This window comes from Enterobacter sp. 6722112 (assembly GCF_058661685.1).
The window spans coordinates 1,522,333-1,543,033 of the sequence record NZ_JBZWGR010000007.1; the positions used below are offsets into that span (position 1 = coordinate 1,522,333).

Genomic DNA, 20,701 nt, shown 5'->3' on the forward strand with positions numbered 1-20,701 from the left:
AGGTCCGCTTGCCGGGCCTTTTTTATTAGGTGAAATCCCCTTGTCCGGCTGCTCACATCCTGCCAGACTGAGCCTCCACGCATAAGGAGCCACCATGTTTTTGATTAATGGCCTTGAGCAAGAAACGCTGCCAGCCAGCGACAGGGCGACCCAGTTTGGCGATGGCTGTTTCACGACTGCGCGTATTCTCGACGGTGGCGTGTGCCTGCTCGGGGCCCATATCCTTCGTTTACAAAAAGCCTGCGAAGCATTACTGATCCCCTTCTCGCAGTGGGACATTCTTGAAAGTGAAATGCGTAGGCTGGCCTCAGATAAAGCAAGCGGCGTCCTGAAAGTCATTATCAGCCGCGGGAGCGGTGGCCGGGGTTATAGCGGATCTGCCTGTCTGCATCCTACGCGGGTCCTTTCCGTTTCAGATTATCCTTCCCATTATGCGCACTGGCGTGAAGAGGGCGTAGCCCTGGCGCTAAGTCCGGTACGTCTGGGGCGAAACCCGATGCTCGCGGGTATAAAGCATCTCAACCGCCTTGAACAGGTGCTTATTCGTACTCATCTTGAGCAGACGGAGGCCGGGGAGGCGCTGGTTCTTGACAGCGAAGGGTACATTACGGAATGCTGTGCGGCTAATTTACTCTGGCGGAAGGGCAGTGACGTGTTCACGCCTTCGCTGGAGCAGGCCGGCGTCAACGGCATTATGCGGCAGTTTTGTCTGCACCAGCTGGCACGCGCAGGCTTTCGCGTTGTCGAAGTCAACGCTAAGGAGGAGGCGCTGCTGACTGCTGATGAAGCCGTTATCTGCAATGCGCTGATGCCCGTTGTCCCCGTTCGCGCTTATGGCCGAAAATGCTGGTCATCCCGCGAGCTGTTCCAGTTTCTGGCCCCGTTATGTGAGCAAACCAGGTAGTCATGAAGAAAATGTTACGCTTTGTCCTCCTTCTTATCGTTGCGTTCGGTATCGCTGGCGGAGCGGGAGTGTGGAAAGTTCGTCAGCTGGCGGAGAGTCAGATCCTGATAAAAGACGAGACGATTTTTACCCTGAAAGCGGGGACCGGGCGGCAGGCGCTTGGTCAGCAGCTGTATGACGACAAAATTATCAATCGCCCACGCGTATTCCAGTGGCTGCTGCGTATTGAACCGGACCTGTCCCATTTCAAGGCCGGCACCTATCGCTTTACCCCTGGCATGACCGTGCGCGAGATGCTGCAACTGCTGGAGAGTGGTAAAGAAGCCCAGTTCCCGCTGCGTTTTGTGGAAGGTATGCGTCTGAGCGATTACCTCAGGCAGCTGCGGGACGCGCCATACATTAAGCATACGCTGAAAGATGACCGCTACCAGACCGTGGCAGACGCCTTAAAATTCGAACATCCCGAGTGGGTGGAAGGCTGGTTCTGGCCCGATACGTGGATGTATACGGCAGGCACGACGGATGTGGCCATTCTGAAGCGCGCGCACAACAAAATGGTCGCGGCGGTAGACGCTGCCTGGAAAGGGCGAGCAGAGGGACTGCCTTATAAAGATCAAAACCAGTTCATGACGATGGCCTCGATCATCGAGAAAGAGACGGCCGTTGCTGCCGAACGTGACCAGGTTGCCTCGGTGTTTATTAACCGTCTGCGCATCGGCATGCGTTTGCAAACCGATCCTACCGTCATCTACGGCATGGGCGAAAACTACAACGGCAGGATTTCCAGAAAAGATCTGGAGACGCCAACGGCGTATAATACCTACGTGATTAGCGGCCTGCCGCCTGGACCGATCGCGACGCCGAGTGAAGCATCGTTGAAGGCCGCCGCGCACCCGGCCAAAACGCCGTATCTCTATTTTGTGGCTGACGGAAAAGGGGGGCATACGTTTAATACCAACCTGGCCAGCCACAATCGCTCCGTTCAGGACTATCTGAAGGCACTTAAGGAAAAAAATGCGCAGTAAATACATTGTCATTGAGGGACTCGAAGGGGCGGGCAAAACAACTGCCCGTAACGTGGTGGTGGATACGCTTACGTCGCTTGGCGTTGCCGACATGGTCTTTACCCGCGAGCCGGGCGGTACGCAGCTGGCGGAAAAACTGCGCAGCCTGGTTCTGGATATCAAATCCGTTGGCGATGAAGTTATTACCGACAAAGCGGAAGTGCTGATGTTCTATGCTGCGCGCGTTCAGCTGGTGGAGACGGTGATCAAACCCGCTCTGGCAGAAGGGAAATGGGTGATTGGCGATCGCCACGATCTCTCAACCCAGGCGTATCAGGGCGGGGGCCGGGGTATCGATCAGGCCATGCTGGCTACGCTTCGCGACGCGGTTCTGGGCGATTTCCGTCCTGACCTGACGCTGTATCTGGACGTAACTCCTGAGGTGGGCCTGAAGCGCGCCCGTGCCCGCGGCGAACTGGACCGCATTGAGCAGGAGTCTTTTGATTTCTTTAACCGCACCCGTGCGCGTTATCTGGAACTGGCCGGGCAGGACAAGACCATTCGTACCATCGATGCGACGCAATCCCTTGAAGACGTTACGCGTGATATTCAGCAGACCGTTACGCAGTGGCTACAGGAGCAGCAGGCATGAAATGGTATCCATGGTTGCGCCCACACTTTGAACAGCTGATCGGCAGCTATCAGGTTGGTCGGGGGCATCATGCGTTACTGATCCAGGCGCTGCCGGGAATGGGTGATGATGCGTTGATTTACGCCATCACCCGCTTTCTGATGTGCCAACAGCCGGAAGGACATAAAAGCTGCGGTAAATGCCGGGGTTGCCAGCTTATGCAGGCGGGCACGCATCCTGACTATTACACCCTCGAACCCGAGAAGGGCAAAAATACGCTCGGTATCGACGCGGTGCGTGAGGTCAATGAGAAACTGTACGAATATGCGCGTCTGGGGGGGGCGAAAGTGGTGTGGCTGAAAGACGCCGCGCTGCTCACGGAAGCCGCAGCCAACGCCCTGTTAAAAACCCTGGAAGAGCCGCCAGAGAATACCTGGTTTTTCCTCTCCTGCCGCGAGCCGGAACGCTTGCTGGCGACGCTGCGCAGTCGCTGCCGTCTTCACCACCTCGCTGTCCCTCAGGAATCCTGGGCGCTCGCCTGGCTTGAGCGAGAAGTGACGGTGTCACAAGATGCGGCGCGCTCGGCGTTGCGCTTGTGCAGCGGTGCGCCTGCGGCTGCGCTGGCCTTATTGCAGCCGGAGGTGTGGTCCCAGCGTGAAACCCTATGTCGTGCGGTTGAATCAGCCCTCGACAGCCATGACTGGCTGAGCGTGCTGCCAGCGCTGAACAGCGATCAGGCTCCGGAACGGCTGCACTGGCTGGCCGCGCTGCTGCTGGATGCGCTCAAAATCCAGCAGGGGGCGACGCTTCTGACTAACCCTGACGTGTGGGCGCTGGTCACCACGCTGGCGAATCGCCTGTCAGGGCAGTCGCTGCACGCTATCCTTCATGATATCTGCCAGAGTCGTGAACAACTTTTGACGGTAACCGGTCTCAATCGCGAGCTTTTACTGACCGACCAGTTACTGCGTATCGAACACTACCTGCAACCAGGCGTCATACCGCCGGTTTCCCACCTCTGAGAGAGACATTATGTTTTTAGTCGACTCACACTGCCATCTCGATGGCCTGGATTATCAGTCCCTGCATAAAAATGTGGACGACGTGCTGGCGAAAGCCGCCGCGCGCGATGTGAAATTTTGCCTGGCCGTGGCGACCACGCTGCCGAGTTACCGCTCCATGCGTGAACTGGTAGGCGAGCGCGATAATGTCGTCTTCTCCTGCGGCGTGCATCCGCTGAATCAGGATGAAGCATACGACGTTGAGGATTTACGCCGTCTTGCCGCAGAAGAGGGCGTAGTGGCGATGGGCGAGACCGGCCTGGACTATTTCTACACCCCGGAAACGAAACCTCGCCAGCAGGAATCCTTCCGCAACCACATCCGTATTGGCCGTGAACTGAATAAGCCTGTTATCGTTCATACCCGCGATGCGCGCGCCGACACGCTGGCGATCCTGCGGGAAGAAAAGGTGACGGATTGCGGTGGCGTACTACACTGTTTCACTGAAGACAGAGAAACGGCGGGTAAGCTGCTTGATTTAGGCTTTTATATCTCGTTCTCGGGGATTGTAACGTTCCGGAATGCTGAGCAACTGCGTGATGCGGCGCGATATGTTCCGCTGGATCGTATTCTGGTGGAAACCGATTCCCCGTACCTGGCACCGGTGCCTCATCGCGGCAAAGAAAATCAGCCAGCGATGACCCGGGATGTCGCTGAGTATATGGCCGTTCTGAAAGGTGTCAGTATTGAAGAGCTGGCTCGCGTGACAACGGAAAACTTCGCTAGTCTGTTCCATATCGACCCCGCCCACCTGCAATCTGTCTGATACGCCTGTTATTTTTAGGCTCGTAATTAATAAGTAAAACGAGTAAAGTTCACCGCCTCATTTGGGGCGGTGATGGCGTTTTTAGACACATCCAGACATGCTTTATGTAAATATCTGCAAGTTTTTTGGCCGTCTTGAACTGAAACGTGATAGCCGTCAAACAAACTCAGAGGGAATTATTTTACTCTGTGTAATAAATAAAGGGCGCTTAGATGTCCTGTCCACGGCGCGGTACTCCCCCCGGGCCAATGCGTGAAAACGTAAAAAAAGCACAAATACTCAGGAGCACTCTCAATTATGTTTAAGAATGCATTTGCTAACCTGCAAAAGGTCGGTAAATCGCTGATGCTGCCAGTATCCGTACTGCCTATCGCAGGTATCCTGCTGGGTGTCGGTTCTGCAAACTTCAGCTGGCTGCCAGCCGTAGTTTCCCACGTGATGGCCGAAGCAGGCGGTTCTGTTTTTGCTAACATGCCGCTGATCTTCGCTATCGGTGTTGCTCTGGGCTTCACCAATAACGACGGTGTATCCGCGCTGGCGTCCGTTGTTGCTTACGGCATCATGGTGAAAACCATGGCTGTGGTTGCGCCGCTGGTACTGCACTTACCTGCTGAAGAGATTGCCGCTAAGCATCTGGCGGACACCGGTGTTCTCGGTGGTATCATCTCCGGTGCGATTGCAGCGTATATGTTTAACCGCTTCTATCGCATCAAGCTGCCTGAGTATCTGGGCTTCTTCGCGGGTAAACGTTTTGTGCCGATCATTTCTGGTCTGGCCGCGATTTTCACCGGTGTGGTTCTGTCTTTCATCTGGCCACCAATCGGTACAGCAATCCAGACCTTCTCTCAGTGGGCGGCTTACCAGAACCCGGTTGTGGCGTTCGGTATCTACGGCTTCATTGAGCGCTGCCTGGTACCATTTGGTCTGCACCACATCTGGAACGTTCCATTCCAGATGCAGATTGGTGAATACACCAACGCAGCAGGCCAGGTGTTCCACGGCGACATCCCACGCTACATGGCGGGTGACCCAACGGCAGGTAAACTGTCTGGTGGCTTCCTGTTCAAAATGTACGGTCTGCCGGCCGCCGCAATTGCGATCTGGCACTCTGCTAAACCAGAGAACCGTGCAAAAGTGGGCGGTATCATGATCTCCGCAGCGCTGACCTCGTTCCTGACCGGTATCACCGAGCCGATCGAGTTCTCCTTCATGTTCGTTGCGCCGATCCTGTACATCATCCACGCGGTACTGGCAGGTCTGGCATTCCCAATCTGTATCCTGCTGGGTATGCGTGACGGTACGTCCTTCTCTCACGGTCTGATCGACTTCATCGTTCTGTCCGGTAACAGCAGCAAGCTGTGGCTGTTCCCAATTGTGGGTGCGGGCTACGCAGTGGTGTACTACACCGTCTTCCGCGTGCTGATCAAAGCACTGGACCTGAAAACGCCGGGTCGTGAAGATGCAACGGAAGACAGCAAAGCCGGTGCGACCAGCGAAATGGCGCCTGCTCTGGTAGCTGCCTTCGGTGGTAAAGAGAACATCACTAACCTGGACGCGTGTATCACTCGTCTGCGTGTGAGCGTTGCCGACGTTGCGAAAGTAGACCAGCCGGGTCTGAAAAAACTGGGCGCAGCGGGCGTCGTTGTTGCAGGTTCTGGTGTTCAGGCAATCTTCGGTACGAAATCCGATAACCTGAAAACCGAAATGGATGAGTACATCCGCAACAACTAAGCTGTGACCTGGGGAGACTAAGGCAGCCGAATGGCTGCCTTTTTTATTACTGCGGCTTGTGGTGCCGGGTGGCGGCGGCACCTTACCGGGCCTACGTGATGGGTAGGCCCGGTAAGCGCAGCGCCACCGGGCTTCTGTCACTCAGAAATCGTAGCTCGCGCTCACCGAGACGTTCAGCGGCGCGCCATACACTACATAAGAGCCGACGTAATCGTAATACTCTTTGTCGAACAGGTTGTTGACGTTAGCCTGCACCGCAAAATCTTTGGTGACCTGATAACGGCTGAACAGGTTCACCAGCCCATAGCTGCCTTGCTCCGCGCGGGAACGTCCTGCCGGGCCGCCTTCCACGTCCGTCCACACTTTGTTCTGCCAGTTTACGCCACCGCCCACGGTCAGTTCCGGCAGCATTGGCAACTGATAGCGGGTGAAGAGCTTCATGGTTGTGCGCGGCTGATCGGAGCTGACGGCGTTGCCATTCTTATCTTCTGCGATGTAACGCGTCGCGCCGAAGGTCAGCTGCCAGTTATCGGTCAGGGCACCATTGAGCTCGAACTCGACCCCTTTGCTGACCACCCCGTCCAGCGATTCATAGATCGACTCACCGCTCGGCATGTAGGTATAGGTGTTGCTGGCGACGTTATCCTGCTCAATGCGGAAAATCGCCAGCGAGGTGGTGAGGCGGGTATTAAACCAGTCCGCCTTCACCCCGGCTTCGTAGCTTTTACCCGTGGTAGGGTCAAGATAACGTCCGCTGGCATCGCGCTTATCCTGCGGCTGGAAGATAGAGGTATAGCTGACGTAGGTCGACCAGTCCTCATTGATGTCATACACCAGGCCGGCGTACGGCGTGACATCATCTTTGGTGCTTTCCAGACGGGTATTCGGCGATCCTGCCGGGTTATAACGAATGTTATATTGGGTGTAGCGCGCGCCCAGGATCAGGTGCAGCGGATCGGCCAGCGAGAAACGAGCCGACGAATAGGCTGAAGACTGGCGAATATCATCCTTGTTGTAGAGTTTCCACGGCGTCCACTGGGGATCGGCGATGTTCCCGTTCCAGTTCTTAAAGTTGCCGACATCAACCATGCCGTATACCGCATCCGGCATGGAGTTGTCGTAATGGTTACGCTGACGGCTGAAGCTGCCGCCGAACATCATTTCGTGCTGACGGCCAAAGAGATCGAAGCCGCCGCGCAGGAAGGCGTCAACCGCATCCTGTTTACGTTCCCCACGGTTCCAGCCGCCGTAACCCACCAGGCCCGCACCGGTCTCTTTATCCGGATAGCCGGACATATACATCAGTTTGGAGTCGAAGTTGGTTTCAGCATGCATGCCGTTGATGTGCGCTTCCCAGCCATTATCGAAACGCTGAGTCAGGTTAGCGAAGATGCGGGTGCTGTCTTTATCTGAATAAGCCCAGTCAGGTGCGACAGTCTGGCTGCGATTGTAGTGGGTCTTACTTCCGTCGCTGTACCAGGTCGGCAGCCCGCCCCAGGTTGGGTCGGCGGTATGGCTTTCCTGATACTCATACCCTACCGAGAGGGTGGTGCTGTCGGTGACATCCGCGTCCATCACACCGTAGAGGAATTTCTTCCGGTAGTGGTAGTTATCCACGAAGCTGTCGTTGTCCTGATAACCGGTAATCAGACGGCCCCGTACCTTACCTGACTCTACCAGCGGCGCCTGGAGATCCAGCACGTAGCGCTGCTTGTCCCAGCTGCCGTAACTGGCGGAGACGTTACCTTTAAATTCCGGGCTGTCCGCGTGCTTACGCACCATATTAACGTACGCCGCCGGGTTGCCCGTGCCGGACATCAGGCCGGTGGCGCCGCGAACCACTTCGATGCGGTCATAAATCGCGGTATCCGCGGCGGTATCACCAAAGTTCCACACTTCACTGATGGAGGTTGGCAGGTCGTCATAGGCGTAGTTGCTGACGAAAAAGCCGCGTGAGTAAAACACGGTACGGTCGCTGTCCTGCACCTGGGCCGTAATGCCCGTGGTATTCGTCAGCACCTGTCCGATGGATTGCAGATTCTGGTCAGCCATACGTTGCTGGCTGATAACGCTGACGGACTGTGGGATGTCGCGGGGAACCAGCAACAGTTTGGTGCCGGTGGTGGTAGTTTTTACGCTGTAATCCTGATCCTGGCTGGCAGAAAGATCCTGTGTGTTGTCAAAACCCCCGTCTACGACGACGGTATCTTCGGTGGTTGAAGCAGCGAAAGCGGCGGTTGGCGTCAATGCCATAGCAATGCAGGCGGCCAGCAACGAAGGTGTTGCGGCAGGCTGATGTTGCCCATCCCTGGTGTGATTAATGAAAGACATCATCAAACCCTTAGTGAATGGTGAAGGTAATTCGCGACAGTCCCGCTAGCACGGGCTGACGTCGTTTTCTATGTTAAAAATGCGCATGAAAATGCAAATGCGAAATATACGCATTGTGATTAACGCTGTAAACAGATGTTTCGGGATGAACTGAAATAAGGTTTCAGAAAAGAAATGTCCTAAAGCGATGCCTCTTCAGCCAGATGGCGGACAATCAGGAAAGAAATCACGGGAGAAGGTTGAAAGGACAGGAGAAACTCGCTCATACTCTTGTCTTGTGTCACGCAGTAAATCAGACAATGTGTGTTAACAACGGACGCACGACGCCAGATTAAACTTAAAAGGAAAAGGTCATGGCTGAAGAAACGATTTTCAGTAAAATTATCCGCCGCGAAATTCCGTCGGATATTGTCTATCAGGATGAACTGGTCACGGCTTTCCGCGACATTTCTCCCCAGGCGCCGACGCACATCCTTATTATTCCCAATATTCTGATCCCGACCGTTAATGACGTTAAAACCGAGCATGAAGTGGCGCTGGGCCGTATGCTTACGGTAGCCGCGAAAATCGCAGAGCAGGAAGGGATTGCTGAAGACGGATACCGTCTGATCATGAACTGTAATCGCCATGGCGGCCAGGAAGTCTATCATATCCATATGCATCTGCTGGGTGGACGTCCAATGGGACCGATGCTGGCACATAAAGGTCTTTAATATGTTAACTGGGCGTATTGCAGCGCTGATCGTGACGCTGGTAATGGTTGGGTGCAGCGCGCGTCCCGCCATCCCGGTCAGTGAAGAACAGACGCTGGTGATGGAGTCCTCAGTGCTTGCTGCGGGCATCACGGCGGAGAAACCTTCGCTGACCATAAGCGAAATCCAGTCTTCAGCCTCCTCTACGCTCTATAACGAAAGGCAAGAGCCAGTGACGGTGCATTATCGCTTCTACTGGTATGACGTGAGAGGTCTTGAGATGCACCCGCTTGAGGCGCCGCGCAGCGTGACTATCCCGGCAAGATCGTCAGTCACGCTCTACGGCAGCGCCAGCTATCTGGGTGCACATAAGGTGAGACTTTATCTTTATTTGTAAGGAGTGAACCTTGATTAAAACAATGAGCCGTTATGCGCTCCTGAGTGCTTTTGCACTCTTTCTGGCGGGTTGTGTGACGCGAACGGAAGAACCAGCACCGGTAGATCAGGCGAAGCCGGGAACGGAACAGCCAACAACGCCAGCGCAGCCTGTTCCAACCGTGCCGTCTGTACCGACCATTCCGGCGCAGCCTGGCCCGATCGAACATCCGGACGACACCGCACAGCCTGCGCCGCGAGTACGCCACTATGACTGGAACGGCGCGATGCAGCCGATGGTGGGCAAAATGTTGCAGGCACAGGGCGTTACGCCCGGCAGCGTGCTGCTGGTGGACAGCGTGAACAACCGTACAAACGGTTCCCTGAATGCGGGAGAAGCGACGGAAACCCTGCGCAACGCGCTGGCAAACAACGGTAAATTTACGCTGGTCTCAGCTCAGCAGCTCGCGGTCGCCAAGCAGCAGCTTGGTCTGTCGCCTCAGGACAGCCTGGGTTCGCGCAGTAAAGCGATTGGTATTGCCCGCAACGTTGGCGCGCAGTATGTCCTTTATTCTAACGCGACAGGCAACGTGAACACGCCGTCGTTGCAGATGCAGTTAATGCTGGTTCAGACCGGCGAAATTATCTGGTCAGGTAAAGGTGCCGTTACGCAACAATAAGCGCACGCGTCATGACGTCCTGACGCGTTATTTCCCTCAGTACCGTGTTATCGCGCCGCAAGCCCCCGCCGGGCTTGGCGGCGCGAGTTGCATTATTGAGCGTGGCGACCATCGGCTGGTTTTACGTCAGCATCACGATGCCGCCGCGCCTGCCTCCCATTTTCGTCGCCAGTTCCGCGCCCTGAAGCGCCTGCCCGCCGACCTTGCGCCACAACCTCATCTCTTTATCAGAGACTGGATGGCGGTGGCGTTTATTGCGGGTGAGATCAAAAGCGAGCTTCCCGATACGCCTGCGCTTGCAGCCATGCTGTATCATCTGCATCGCCAGCCGCGTCTGGGCTGGCGGGTAACGTTACTTCCTTTGCTGGATCACTACTGGCAGCAGGCTGCGCCTGGACGACGCACGCCCTACTGGCTGGCGCAGCTTAAGCGGCTACGCAGAGCGGGAGAGCCGCAGGCGTTACGTCTGGCGCCGCTGCATATGGATGTCCACGCGGGTAATATCGTTCATACCACGGCAGGCGAGAAACTTATCGACTGGGAATATGCCGGAGACGGTGACGTGGCGCTCGAACTCGCTGCGGTCTGGATGCCTGATGAGGCGTCGCGCGAGCAGCTGATAACCGCCTATGCCCGAAACGCCAACATCAATGCGCTCACCCTTGCGCGGCAGGTCGCGCGCTGGCGTCCGTGGGTGTTGATGCTGATGGCGGGATGGTTTGAAATGCGCCTTCAGCAGACAGATGACAAACAATTTATTGCGCTGGCAAATGATGCCTGGCGTCAGTTACAAACGAAAGGATAAGAGAGGTAGGTGTGGGTCCAGTAATGTTGGATGTCGAAGGGTTTGAGCTGGATGCGGAAGAGCGCGAAATTCTGGCGCATCCGCTGGTAGGGGGGCTGATTCTTTTCACCCGCAATTATCATGATCCGGAGCAGTTGCGTGAGCTGGTTCGCCAGATCCGTGCGGCGTCGCGCAATCACCTGGTGGTGGCCGTAGACCAGGAAGGTGGGCGTGTGCAGCGTTTCCGCGAAGGGTTTACCCGTTTACCCGCCGCGCAATCTTTTGCTGCGCTGCTGGGGATCGAAGAGGGCGGTCAACTGGCGCAGGACGCCGGCTGGCTGATGGCCAGCGAGATGATCGCCATGGATATCGACATCAGCTTCGCCCCGGTGCTGGACGTAGGACACATTAGCGCGGCAATTGGTGAGCGTTCGTATCATGACGATCCGCGTATTGCGCTGGCAATGGCGACGCGCTTTATTGACGGTATGCATGCTGCGGGCATGAAAACCACCGGCAAACATTTCCCGGGCCACGGGGCGGTGACGGCGGATTCCCATAAAGAAACCCCGCGCGATCCGCGCCCGGAAGCAGACATTCGCGCTAAAGACATGTCGGTTTTCCGCTCGCTGATCGCTGATAACAAGCTGGATGCCATCATGCCTGCGCACGTCATCTACAGTGAGGTCGATCCGCGTCCGGCCAGCGGCTCTCCGCACTGGCTGAAAACCGTACTGCGTCAGGAATTAGGCTTCAATGGCGTAATTTTCTCTGACGATTTATCCATGGAGGGGGCGGCAATTATGGGTAGCTATGCCGAACGTGGGCAGGCTTCGCTGGATGCGGGTTGCGATATGATCCTCGTCTGCAATAATCGTAAAGGGGCGGTGAGCGTGCTGGATAACCTGTCGCCGATCAATGCTGAACGTGTTACACAATTGTATCATAAAGGTTCATTTAGTCGTCAGGAGCTGATGGACTCGGCGCGCTGGAAAACGGTAAACGCCCGGCTTGAAGCCCTGAACGAGCGCTGGCAGGCACATAAAGCAGCCCTTTAATTCATCCCGGAAGGCGTAGCGTGGTGAGACGATGATCATTTATTTACACGGTTTTGACTCAAACAGTCCTGGTAATCATGAGAAAGTGCTGCAATTGCAGTTTATCGATCCGGATGTCCGGCTGATCAGTTACAGCACACGTCATCCGAAGCATGACATGCAGCATCTGCTTAAAGAAGTGGATAAAATGTTGCAGCTCAATATCGACGATCGCCCGCTGATCTGCGGCGTGGGGTTAGGAGGATACTGGGCAGAGCGCATCGGTTTTTTGTGCGATATCCGTCAGGTCATTTTTAATCCTAACCTCTTTCCGAACGAAAACATGGAAGGCAAAATCGATCGCCCGGAGGAGTACGCCGACATCTCAACTAAATGCGTGAGCAATTTCCGTGAAAAGAACCGCGATCGGTGTCTGGTGATCCTCTCCCGCAACGATGAAGCGCTGAACAGCTCCCGCGCCGCCGAGCTTCTGCACCATTACTACGAAATTGTCTGGGACGAAGAGCAGACCCACAAGTTCAAAAACATTTCCCCGCACTTGCAGCGTATTAAAGCCTTTAAAACGCTGGGCTGATCTCCCTGAACCTGATAAAGGCCCGGTACGTGAAAGCGTACCGGGCCTCTTTTTTGTCAGAGTTGTCTACTTTTAAACCATCAAAACTTGATACATATCAATTTTGGTATGACCAATGCGCCTGACGTGCTATTCTCAATGAATCTGAATGGTTTCAGCGCAGTAACCTGTTGTTAATTAAGGGTTATTTATATAACTTTTAATTAACAATTGGTTAATAATTTGAGGGGGTCACGTTGACTACGCCATTGAAAAAGATAGTGATTGTCGGCGGTGGTGCTGGCGGACTGGAGCTGGCGACACAGCTGGGTAAGAAGCTGGGTCGCGGTAAGAAAGCCAAAATCACGCTGGTGGATCGTAACCACAGTCATCTGTGGAAGCCGTTACTGCACGAAGTGGCGACCGGGTCGCTGGATGAGGGCGTGGATGCGCTGAGCTATCTGGCGCATGCGCGTAACCACCACTTCCAGTTCCAGCTGGGTTCGGTGGTGGATATCAATCGTGAAAACAAAACCATCACGCTGGCTGAGCTGCGTGATGATAAAGGCGAGTTGCTGGTTCCTGAGCGCAAGCTGGCCTATGACACGCTGGTGATGGCCCTGGGCAGTACCTCCAATGATTTCAACACCCCAGGCGTAAAAGAGCACTGCATCTTCCTGGATAACCCGCATCAGGCGCGTCGTTTCCATCAGGAGATGCTTAACCTGTTCCTGAAGTACACCAATAACATGGGTGCTAACGGCAAGGTCAACATTGCTATCGTGGGCGGCGGCGCAACGGGCGTTGAATTATCGGCGGAGTTGCACAATGCGGTCAAACAGCTGCACAGCTACGGCTACAAAGGGCTGACTAACGAAGCGCTGAATGTGACGCTGGTGGAAGCAGGTGAACGTATTCTGCCTGCGCTGCCGCCGCGTATTTCCGGCGCGGCGCACAACGAGCTGACCAAACTGGGCGTGCGCGTGCTGACCCAGACCATGGTGACCAGCGCGGATGAGGGCGGCCTGCATACCAAAGACGGCGAATATATCCAGGCCGACCTGATGGTTTGGGCTGCGGGGATCAAAGCGCCTGATTTCATGAAAGATATCGGTGGGCTGGAGACGAACCGCATTAACCAGCTGGTGACAGAGCCGACGCTGCAAACCACGCGCGATCCGGACATCTTCGCCATTGGCGACTGTGCCTCCTGCGCACGTCCGGAAGGCGGATTTGTACCGCCTCGCGCCCAGGCCGCGCACCAGATGGCAAGCCTCGTGCTGCATAACATCCTGGCGCAGATGAAAGGCAAACCGATGAAAGCCTATGTCTACAAAGACCACGGCTCTCTGGTGTCGCTCTCAAACTTCTCCACCGTGGGCAGCCTGATGGGTAACCTGATGCGCGGCTCCATGATGGTGGAAGGGCGCATCGCCCGCTTCGTGTACATTTCTCTGTACCGTATGCACCAGATTGCGCTGCACGGCTACTTCAAAACCGGCCTGATGATGCTGGTTGGCCGCATCAACCGCGTGATCCGTCCACGCCTGAAGCTGCACTAATTTCTCTCTCCCTCCGGGCCCTCCGGAGGGAATTCTTAGCACATCATGCTGTGCATTTCCCTCCTGACGCTTAAGAGTTCTCTTAAACCCACGTTGTCCCGGTCAACAGCCCTGATTTTGATCCTTTATCTTATTGGCGAAGCGTTTATTGCGCTGCAAAATTGCTACCAATTGCAACAAAGGAGGAAGTCCCGTGAATAAATCAATGTTGGCGGGTATAGGGATTGGCGTCGCAGCTGCGTTAGGTGTGGCTGCCGTTGCCAGTCTGAACGTACTTGATCGTGGCCCGCAGTATGCGCAGGTGGTTTCCGCTACACCGATCAAAGAGACGGTCAAGACGCCTCGTCAGGAGTGCCGTAATGTTTCTGTCACCCACCGTCGTCCGGTTCAGGATGAAAACCGTATCGCTGGCTCCGTGCTGGGCGCGGTTGCTGGTGGGGTGATTGGTCATCAGTTTGGTGGCGGCCGTGGTAAGGATGTCGCGACGGTGGTTGGTGCGCTGGGTGGCGGTTATGCCGGTAACCAGGTACAGGGCGCGATGCAGGAAAATGATACCTACACCACAACGCAGCAGCGCTGTAAAACCGTGTATGACAAGTCTGAAAAAATGTTGGGCTACGACGTAACCTACAAAATTGGCGATCAGCAGGGCAAAATCCGCATGGATAAAGATCCTGGCACGCAGATCCCTCTCGACAGCAACGGTCAGCTGATACTGAATAACAAAGTGTAAAAAAGATGTTCTCTGAACTTAGCTCCTCATGCGCTCAGGCTGAGGAGCTTTTTTTTGCGTCAGAGTTTAAGAAGTTCAGGCCACAGGCGCAGCGTTGTTTGCGTAATCCCCTGCAATTTTTCCAGCGTCGCGCCTTCACGGGCGCTGATGGACATCCCCTGTAAAATACAGCTCAGATACTGGGAAAGCTCCTGCGGACGGCAATGCGCCGGTATTTCGCCGCGCTGCTGACGCTGAGCCAGAAACGTGCTGAGCGTCTCCTCCTGCATCGCATGTCGCGATTTGACCGTGTTGGCAATCTCTTTAGACGATGCCGCGAGGGTCGCGGAGGTGTTGATCATAAAACAGCCCGCAGGCGTGTCCTTGCTGGTATAGCAGGTCGCGATTGCCGTGAAATAATCCTGCAATGCCTGCTCAACCGTTTTTTCTTCGCAGAACAGCTGGGCTTCATGTTTTGCCGCGAAGCGCGCGATGTATCTGTCCAGAACGGCCCGGAATAAGCCTTCTTTGTTGGTGAACTCTGCGTACAGGGTAGGGGCTTTCGCGCCCGTTGCTTCCACGAGATCGGAAAGCGACGTGGCTTCATACCCATGCTGCCAGAAGAGCGTCATGGCCTTATCGAGCGCCGCATCCCTGTCGAACACTTTTGGTCGGCCACGGCTTTTCTTCGCGCAACGCGTGACATCGGTTGTCATGTGCCGTTGGTCCTCTGTTGTTTTGTTGAATAGTCATTATAAAAATAAACGTCTGCAACGACCAGCGGTGATTTCTGAAAAATAATTTAATTTTATCTTTATGAAATATAAGGCAAATGAAATTAATTTAACGACCATTATAAAAATGGGTTGACGTGTGACCTGGATCACATCTATCATTTACCTATCGATCGTTAACTAAATAACTAACGACCACTACATCATCTGCCTAAAGGTATAAAATCATGAAAAACGTTAAAACCCTCATCGCTGCCGCCGTTCTGAGTTCACTCTCTTTCGCAAGCTTCGCTGCTGTTGAAGTGCAATCCACGCCAGCAGACCAGCAGAAAGTCGGTACCATCTCTGCCACTGCCGGGACTAATCTGGGCTCTCTGGAAGATCAGCTGGCACAAAAAGCTGACGAAATGGGTGCGAAATCATTCCGCATCACCTCTGTGACCGGTCCTAACACCCTGCACGGTACCGCTGTTATCTACAAATAAGCGTAACGCAACCCTCCGTTATGCCACTGCAATAAAAAACGCCCTGCTGATGCAGGGCGTTTGTCGTTATTACTGCTTTACATTGATTGCTGAGCAACCTCATGATGCCGCGTGACATCGGTTGGCATCCCCGAGCGCGCTTCCATCGCCCGCTCCATCACCGCGCCATCGGTATTGGCATTCGTTTTAAAGCTCACCATCGAGGCATTCAGATTAATCGGCAGCGTCTGCGGATCGTCATTGATGTTTTTCGATAGCGGCTGGTGGATCTCAACCAGACGGACGCCACCCGGCTCTTCAGACACTTTAATCGGCGTATTAATGATATTCACTTTCGTGCCAGGGGCGATCACGCGGTAGAGCGTTTTGATATCGTCATCGCGCAGGCGAATGCAGCCGGAGCTGACGCGCATCCCGATCCCGAAATCCGCATTCGTTCCGTGCAGAAGATAAACCCCACCGTATGCCGCCAGGCGAATCGCATGGTGCCCCATCGGATTATCCGGGCCAGCAGGCACCACGGCAGGCAGGTCGATACCTTGAGCTTTATAACGGGCGCGAATGTTTGCCGTCGGGGTCCAGGTTGGATTAGCGCGCTTATCAGAGACGGTGGTGACCATGGTAGGCGTGAGCGTATCGCCCCCCAGCTGACCAATACCGATAGGGTAGACGGTCACTTCGTTCTTGCCCGGCGGGTAGTAATACAGACGCAGCTCGGCGAGGTTAATCACAATGCCCTGACGCGGCGCGTCCGGCAGGATGGTTTGCAGCGGAATCGTCAGTACGCTGCCTGCACGGGGCACGTATGGATCTACGCCCGGGTTGGCCTGCAACAGCGCCAGGAACCCGACGTTATATTTTTTGGCAATCGCTTCCAGCGAACCGCCATCGTTTTCAACCACGTGAAAGCGGTTTTCACCTACGACATTGCTGCCGGCAGGCGGAAGAGGCCAGGTATTGGCGCGAGCAGGGAGCGCGACGGCAACCGTCGCGGCCAGCGCAAACAGAGTTAACCAGCGGGTAAAACGCGAAGAAATCATCATTATCATAATCCATACAAATGATAAGGTTATTGTTTTATAAGGCGTTAATGATAATTATGGCGAATGTATAGTCGGGAAGTTCGGGCGAAGTGCAAAGAGTTTGTAAATTGTCCCCCCGCCAGCCGGGCGCTGGCGGGGGATACCGTTATGCGATGGCGTTCTCTTCCAGCTGACGCATAAAGTTACGCACCCAGTCCATGCGGGTTTTACGTTCCGTCAGATCCTGAGTGAATTTCAGACGCGTCGGGCCATCAAGACGGAAATGCTGCGGCTGTTTTTGCAGGAGGCCAATCAGCCACATCGGATCGACGTGGTTCTTCTCGGCAAACTCAATGACGCCGCCTTTCTCATTGCCTTCAAGCTTGCGAATGCCCAGCTTCTGCGCCTGCTGACGCAGGCGGGCAATATCCAGCAGGTTGCGCGCCGCATCGGGCAATATCCCAAAACGGTCAATCAGTTCGACTTTGATCTCTTCCAGCTCGCCTTCGCTTTTCGCGCTGGCAATGCGTTTGTAGAACGACAGACGGGTATTCACGTCAGGAATAAAATCATCCGGCAGCAGAGAAGGCATGCGCAGTTCCACTTCGGTCTGCTGGCTGGTGAGATCTTCCAGAGACGGTTCACGTCCGGCTTTAAGCGCATCGACGGCATTTTCCAGCAGCTCCATATACAGCGAGAAACCGATGGTTTCCATGGAGCCGCTCTGGTCTTCACCCAGCAGCTCACCGGCGCCGCGGATCTCCAGGTCGTGGGTCGCCAGCGCAAAGCCAGCGCCCAGATCTTCCAGCGAGGCGATAGCTTCCAGACGCTTTTGCGCGTCGGTGGTCATCGCCTTCGGATGCGGCGTCAGCAGCCAGGCGTAGGCCTGATGGTGCGAGCGCCCGACGCGCCCGCGCAGCTGGTGCAGCTGGGCCAGGCCGAAGTGATCCGCACGTTCGATAATGATGGTGTTCGCCGTTGGAATGTCGATCCCGGTCTCAATGATGGTGGTACACACCAGCACGTTGAAACGCTGGTGGTGGAAATCGTTCATCACCCGCTCCAGCTCGCGCTCGCGCATCTGGCCGTGACCAATGGCGATGCGCGCTTCCGGTACCAGCTCTGCCAACCTGTCGGCGGCTTTCTGAATATTTTCAACGTCGTTATACAGGTAATACACCTGGCCGCCGCGCAGCACTTCGCGCAGGATCGCCTCGCGCACCACCAGATTGTCGTACTCGCGAACAAAGGTTTTCACCGCCAGACGGCGCGCCGGTGGGGTGGCGATTATCGACAGATCGCGCATGCCGCTCATCGCCATGTTCAGGGTGCGCGGGATCGGCGTTGCGGTCAGGGTCAGAATGTCGACGTCGGCGCGCATCGCTTTGATGCGCTCTTTATGGCGCACCCCGAAGCGGTGCTCTTCATCCACGATCAGCAGCCCCAGATCTTTCCACTTCACGTCGCTTTGCAGCAGCTTGTGAGTGCCGATCAGAATATCAATTTTGCCTTCGCTTGCCTGTTCCAGGATTTGCGTCTGCTCTTTGGCGCTGCGAAAACGCGACAGCATCTCAATGCGCACCGGCCAGTTGGCGAAGCGGTCGCGGAAGTTGTCGAAGTGCTGCTGGGCGAGGAGGGTAGTCGGCACCAGCACCGCCACCTGCTTGTTGTTTTCCACCGCCAGGAAGGCGGCACGCATCGCCACTTCGGTTTTGCCGAAGCCCACGTCACCGCAGACCAAGCGGTCCATGGCCAGCGGCTGGCACATGTCGCTCAGCACGGCGTTAATGGCCTGGGCCTGATCCGGCGTAGTTTCAAACGGGAAGCTGTCGCAGAACAGCTGATACTGCTCTTTATCATGCTTAAACGCATAGCCCTCTTTGGCCGCACGCTGGGCGTAAATATCCAGCAGCTCGGCGGCCACGTCGCGCACTTTTTCCGCTGCCTTCTGGCGCGCACGCGCCCAGGCATCGCCGCCCAGCTTATGCAGCGGCGCGTTGTCTTCCGCGCCCCCGGCGTAGCGACTGATCAGGTGCAGGGACGACACCGGCACGTACAGTTTGGCGTCGTTGGCGTAGGTCAGCATCAGGTATTCACCTTTGATGCCGCCTGCTTCGAGGGTGGTCATCCCCTGATAGCGACCCACCCCGTGTTCCAGGTGAACGATCGGCTGACCGGGGTGCAGTTCGGCCAGGTTACGGATCAGGGTGTCCGGGTTGATGGTGCGACGGCTGTCCTGACGACGGCGCGCGACGCGCTCGCCCAGCAGGTCGCTTTCACAAATCAACGCCAGGTTATTGAGCGTATCAATGAATCCGTGCTCGGCGGCGCCGATCATCAGGTAACGGCCATTTCCGGTCGCTTCGCTCAGGCGAAGAATGCGCTTCGGCGCAACTTTGATCCGTCCCAGCAGTTCGCCCAGCGCTTCACGGCGACCCTCACTTTCAACGGAGAAGACCACCGGCCCGGTGAAGGACTCAAGAAACTTGCGCAGATTATCAAGCGGGGATTTCTGCTGCGCCTGAACGGCCAGGTCAGGCAGCGTCCGGAACGCGAGATTGGTGTTCGCCGCCTTCTCGGCAAGCGCGTCGGTTTTGAGCTGCATGCGCGGCCAGCGTTTCAGCTCGGCGTTCAGCTCGTCGGTACGTAGCCACAGCATTTCCGGCGGCAGCAGCGGACGCATCGGGTCAACGCCCCGGTTTTCAAAGCGGGCGCGCGTTTCGCTTTCAAAGCGGCTGGCACTGGCGTCGATATCCCCGGTGTTAACAATCAGCGTATTCGCCGGGAAGTAGCTGAACAGCGCCGGCAGCGGTTCGTTAAAGAACAGGGGCTGCCAGTACTCGATCCCGGCCGGAAGGGTGCCCTTGCTGACTTGCTGGTAGATATGTTCGGCATCGCGCTTCACGTCGAACCTGTCGCGCCACTGGCTGCGGAACAGCTCGATGGCGGTTTTATCCGTCGGAAACTCATGGGCGGGCAGTAGGTTAATGGAGTCCACTTCCTCCAGCGTGCGCTGGGTGTCAGCGTCGAACACGCGCAGGCTGTCGATCTCATCATCAAAGAAATCCAGACGATATGGCCGATCGCTGCCCATCGGATAGAGATCCAGCAGCGCACCGCGCGTCGCGTATTCGCCGTGCTCCATCACCTGGTCGACATGTCGATAGCCGGCTCCGTCCAGCTGCACGCGCAGGGCATCGCGCGACAGGCGCTGGCCTTTTTTCATCACCAGCGCATGGCCGTGCAAATAGCTGTGCGGACAGACGCGCTGCATCAGGGTATTCACCGGCACAATCAGCACGCCGCGCTGCATGGTGGGAAGCTGATACAGCGTCGACAGGCGCGAAGAGATGATCTCCTGGTGCGGAGAAAAACTGTCGTAGGGAAGCGTTTCCCAGTCGGCCAGGCTGAATACCAGACTGTCGGTGAACTGACGAATTTCGTCGTGCAGGCGCAGAGCGTTTTGCATGTCCGGGGCAACCAGCACCACCGGCCCTGGATGCCGCTCAGCAATTTCCGCCACCAGGGTGGCGCAGGCCGCGCCCGTGAGTTCGCCCAGCTGGCGCTGGTCGCCCGCTTTGACAGGCAAGGAGTAACGATAGTGTTCAGGCATGGC

General features: G+C 55.9%; 19 protein-coding genes. 15 read left to right on the forward strand and 4 right to left on the reverse strand.

Annotated features, from left to right (window positions below; genetic code table 11):
* Positions 1–94: 94 nt before the first annotated feature.
* The 6 genes from pabC (at position 95) to ptsG (ending at position 6,097) form a co-directional block, all read left to right on the forward strand.
* Entirely contained in the window at positions 95–904 is an 810-nt protein-coding gene (gene pabC / locus AC4OVU_RS08760) for an aminodeoxychorismate lyase (RefSeq protein ID WP_023296305.1), read from the forward strand.
* Positions 905–906: 2 nt separating this feature from the next.
* Entirely contained in the window at positions 907–1,929 is a 1,023-nt protein-coding gene (yceG, locus tag AC4OVU_RS08765; RefSeq protein WP_017384722.1) for a cell division protein YceG, read from the forward strand.
* The gene (gene tmk / locus AC4OVU_RS08770) at positions 1,919–2,560 is read left to right on the forward strand and encodes a dTMP kinase (protein WP_015570821.1); all 642 of its coding nucleotides are present in this window, start codon (positions 1,919–1,921) and stop codon (positions 2,558–2,560) included. The genes yceG and tmk overlap by 11 nt, the downstream gene beginning before the upstream one ends.
* The gene (gene holB, locus AC4OVU_RS08775; protein ID WP_110292253.1) at positions 2,557–3,561 is read left to right on the forward strand and encodes a DNA polymerase III subunit delta'; all 1,005 of its coding nucleotides are present in this window, start codon (positions 2,557–2,559) and stop codon (positions 3,559–3,561) included. Before tmk ends, holB begins: the two co-directional genes overlap by 4 nt.
* Before the next feature lie 10 nt (positions 3,562–3,571).
* Entirely contained in the window at positions 3,572–4,366 is a 795-nt protein-coding gene (locus AC4OVU_RS08780; protein WP_129541508.1) for a metal-dependent hydrolase, read from the forward strand.
* A 297-nt stretch (positions 4,367–4,663) separates the two neighbouring features.
* Positions 4,664–6,097, forward strand: coding sequence for a PTS glucose transporter subunit IIBC (ptsG, locus tag AC4OVU_RS08785; RefSeq protein ID WP_003857942.1), 1,434 nt, complete (start codon positions 4,664–4,666; stop codon positions 6,095–6,097).
* A gap of 141 nt (positions 6,098–6,238) precedes the next feature.
* Here the strand turns inward: ptsG and fhuE are convergent, their stop codons facing one another.
* Positions 6,239–8,428: a ferric-rhodotorulic acid/ferric-coprogen receptor FhuE gene (gene fhuE / locus AC4OVU_RS08790; protein WP_110292251.1), complete on the reverse strand. Its 2,190-nt coding sequence runs from the start codon at positions 8,426–8,428 to the stop codon at positions 6,239–6,241.
* Between the two features lie 353 nt (positions 8,429–8,781).
* On the opposite strand from fhuE, the gene hinT reads away from it, so the two are divergent.
* The 8 genes from hinT (at position 8,782) to AC4OVU_RS08830 (ending at position 14,865) form a co-directional block, all read left to right on the forward strand.
* Entirely contained in the window at positions 8,782–9,141 is a 360-nt protein-coding gene (hinT, locus tag AC4OVU_RS08795; protein ID WP_063863810.1) for a purine nucleoside phosphoramidase, read from the forward strand.
* Between the two features lies 1 nt (position 9,142).
* Entirely contained in the window at positions 9,143–9,517 is a 375-nt protein-coding gene (locus tag AC4OVU_RS08800; protein WP_003857939.1) for a YcfL family putative periplasmic lipoprotein, read from the forward strand.
* Positions 9,518–9,530: 13 nt separating this feature from the next.
* On the forward strand, positions 9,531–10,175 hold the full coding sequence (lpoB, locus tag AC4OVU_RS08805) for a penicillin-binding protein activator LpoB (protein ID WP_085929697.1): 645 nt from the start codon (positions 9,531–9,533) through the stop codon (positions 10,173–10,175).
* Positions 10,156–10,980 carry a thiamine kinase gene (gene thiK / locus AC4OVU_RS08810; protein ID WP_017384718.1) on the forward strand — a complete coding sequence of 275 codons (825 nt, stop codon included), beginning with the start codon at positions 10,156–10,158 and terminating at the stop codon, positions 10,978–10,980. Before lpoB ends, thiK begins: the two co-directional genes overlap by 20 nt.
* 11 nt (positions 10,981–10,991) lie before the next feature.
* Positions 10,992–12,017 (forward strand): beta-N-acetylhexosaminidase, encoded by a 1,026-nt coding sequence (nagZ, locus tag AC4OVU_RS08815; RefSeq protein WP_003857934.1) that lies wholly within the window; start codon positions 10,992–10,994, stop codon positions 12,015–12,017.
* 31 nt (positions 12,018–12,048) lie between these two features.
* The gene (ycfP, locus tag AC4OVU_RS08820; RefSeq protein WP_110292250.1) at positions 12,049–12,591 is read left to right on the forward strand and encodes an alpha/beta hydrolase YcfP; all 543 of its coding nucleotides are present in this window, start codon (positions 12,049–12,051) and stop codon (positions 12,589–12,591) included.
* A gap of 236 nt (positions 12,592–12,827) precedes the next feature.
* Positions 12,828–14,132 carry an NAD(P)/FAD-dependent oxidoreductase gene (locus tag AC4OVU_RS08825; RefSeq protein WP_017693633.1) on the forward strand — a complete coding sequence of 435 codons (1,305 nt, stop codon included), beginning with the start codon at positions 12,828–12,830 and terminating at the stop codon, positions 14,130–14,132.
* 193 nt (positions 14,133–14,325) lie between these two features.
* Positions 14,326–14,865, forward strand: coding sequence for a glycine zipper 2TM domain-containing protein (locus AC4OVU_RS08830; RefSeq protein WP_017384715.1), 540 nt, complete (start codon positions 14,326–14,328; stop codon positions 14,863–14,865).
* A 59-nt stretch (positions 14,866–14,924) separates the two neighbouring features.
* Here AC4OVU_RS08830 and AC4OVU_RS08835 read toward each other — a convergent pair whose 3' ends face one another.
* Entirely contained in the window at positions 14,925–15,560 is a 636-nt protein-coding gene (locus AC4OVU_RS08835; RefSeq protein WP_015570813.1) for a TetR/AcrR family transcriptional regulator, read from the reverse strand.
* A 245-nt stretch (positions 15,561–15,805) separates the two neighbouring features.
* Between AC4OVU_RS08835 and bhsA the strand changes: the two genes are divergently transcribed.
* Positions 15,806–16,063 carry a multiple stress resistance protein BhsA gene (gene bhsA, locus AC4OVU_RS08840; RefSeq protein ID WP_006809234.1) on the forward strand — a complete coding sequence of 86 codons (258 nt, stop codon included), beginning with the start codon at positions 15,806–15,808 and terminating at the stop codon, positions 16,061–16,063.
* A 77-nt stretch (positions 16,064–16,140) separates the two neighbouring features.
* Here the strand turns inward: bhsA and ldtC are convergent, their stop codons facing one another.
* Positions 16,141–17,106: a L,D-transpeptidase LdtC gene (gene ldtC / locus AC4OVU_RS08845; protein ID WP_023303432.1), complete on the reverse strand. Its 966-nt coding sequence runs from the start codon at positions 17,104–17,106 to the stop codon at positions 16,141–16,143.
* A gap of 145 nt (positions 17,107–17,251) precedes the next feature.
* Positions 17,252–20,698, reverse strand: coding sequence for a transcription-repair coupling factor (gene mfd / locus AC4OVU_RS08850; RefSeq protein ID WP_017693631.1), 3,447 nt, complete (start codon positions 20,696–20,698; stop codon positions 17,252–17,254).
* Between the last annotated feature and the right edge of the window lie 3 nt (positions 20,699–20,701).

What these genes read in the sequence shown, in the direction of transcription:
- ptsG (WP_003857942.1), top strand. Translation starts at nt 4,664, where the DNA reads ATGTTTAAGAATGCATTTGCTAACCTGCAAAAGGTCGGTAAATCGCTG.
- pabC (WP_023296305.1), top strand. Translation starts at nt 95, where the DNA reads ATGTTTTTGATTAATGGCCTTGAGCAAGAAACGCTGCCAGCCAGCGAC.
- ldtC (WP_023303432.1), bottom strand. Translation starts at nt 17,106, where the DNA reads ATGATGATTTCTTCGCGTTTTACCCGCTGGTTAACTCTGTTTGCGCTG.
- AC4OVU_RS08800 (WP_003857939.1), top strand. Translation starts at nt 9,143, where the DNA reads ATGTTAACTGGGCGTATTGCAGCGCTGATCGTGACGCTGGTAATGGTT.
- tmk (WP_015570821.1), top strand. Translation starts at nt 1,919, where the DNA reads ATGCGCAGTAAATACATTGTCATTGAGGGACTCGAAGGGGCGGGCAAA.
- mfd (WP_017693631.1), bottom strand. Translation starts at nt 20,698, where the DNA reads ATGCCTGAACACTATCGTTACTCCTTGCCTGTCAAAGCGGGCGACCAG.
- holB (WP_110292253.1), top strand. Translation starts at nt 2,557, where the DNA reads ATGAAATGGTATCCATGGTTGCGCCCACACTTTGAACAGCTGATCGGC.
- yceG (WP_017384722.1), top strand. Translation starts at nt 907, where the DNA reads ATGAAGAAAATGTTACGCTTTGTCCTCCTTCTTATCGTTGCGTTCGGT.
- AC4OVU_RS08780 (WP_129541508.1), top strand. Translation starts at nt 3,572, where the DNA reads ATGTTTTTAGTCGACTCACACTGCCATCTCGATGGCCTGGATTATCAG.
- AC4OVU_RS08835 (WP_015570813.1), bottom strand. Translation starts at nt 15,560, where the DNA reads ATGACAACCGATGTCACGCGTTGCGCGAAGAAAAGCCGTGGCCGACCA.
- fhuE (WP_110292251.1), bottom strand. Translation starts at nt 8,428, where the DNA reads ATGTCTTTCATTAATCACACCAGGGATGGGCAACATCAGCCTGCCGCA.
- ycfP (WP_110292250.1), top strand. Translation starts at nt 12,049, where the DNA reads ATGATCATTTATTTACACGGTTTTGACTCAAACAGTCCTGGTAATCAT.
- bhsA (WP_006809234.1), top strand. Translation starts at nt 15,806, where the DNA reads ATGAAAAACGTTAAAACCCTCATCGCTGCCGCCGTTCTGAGTTCACTC.
- hinT (WP_063863810.1), top strand. Translation starts at nt 8,782, where the DNA reads ATGGCTGAAGAAACGATTTTCAGTAAAATTATCCGCCGCGAAATTCCG.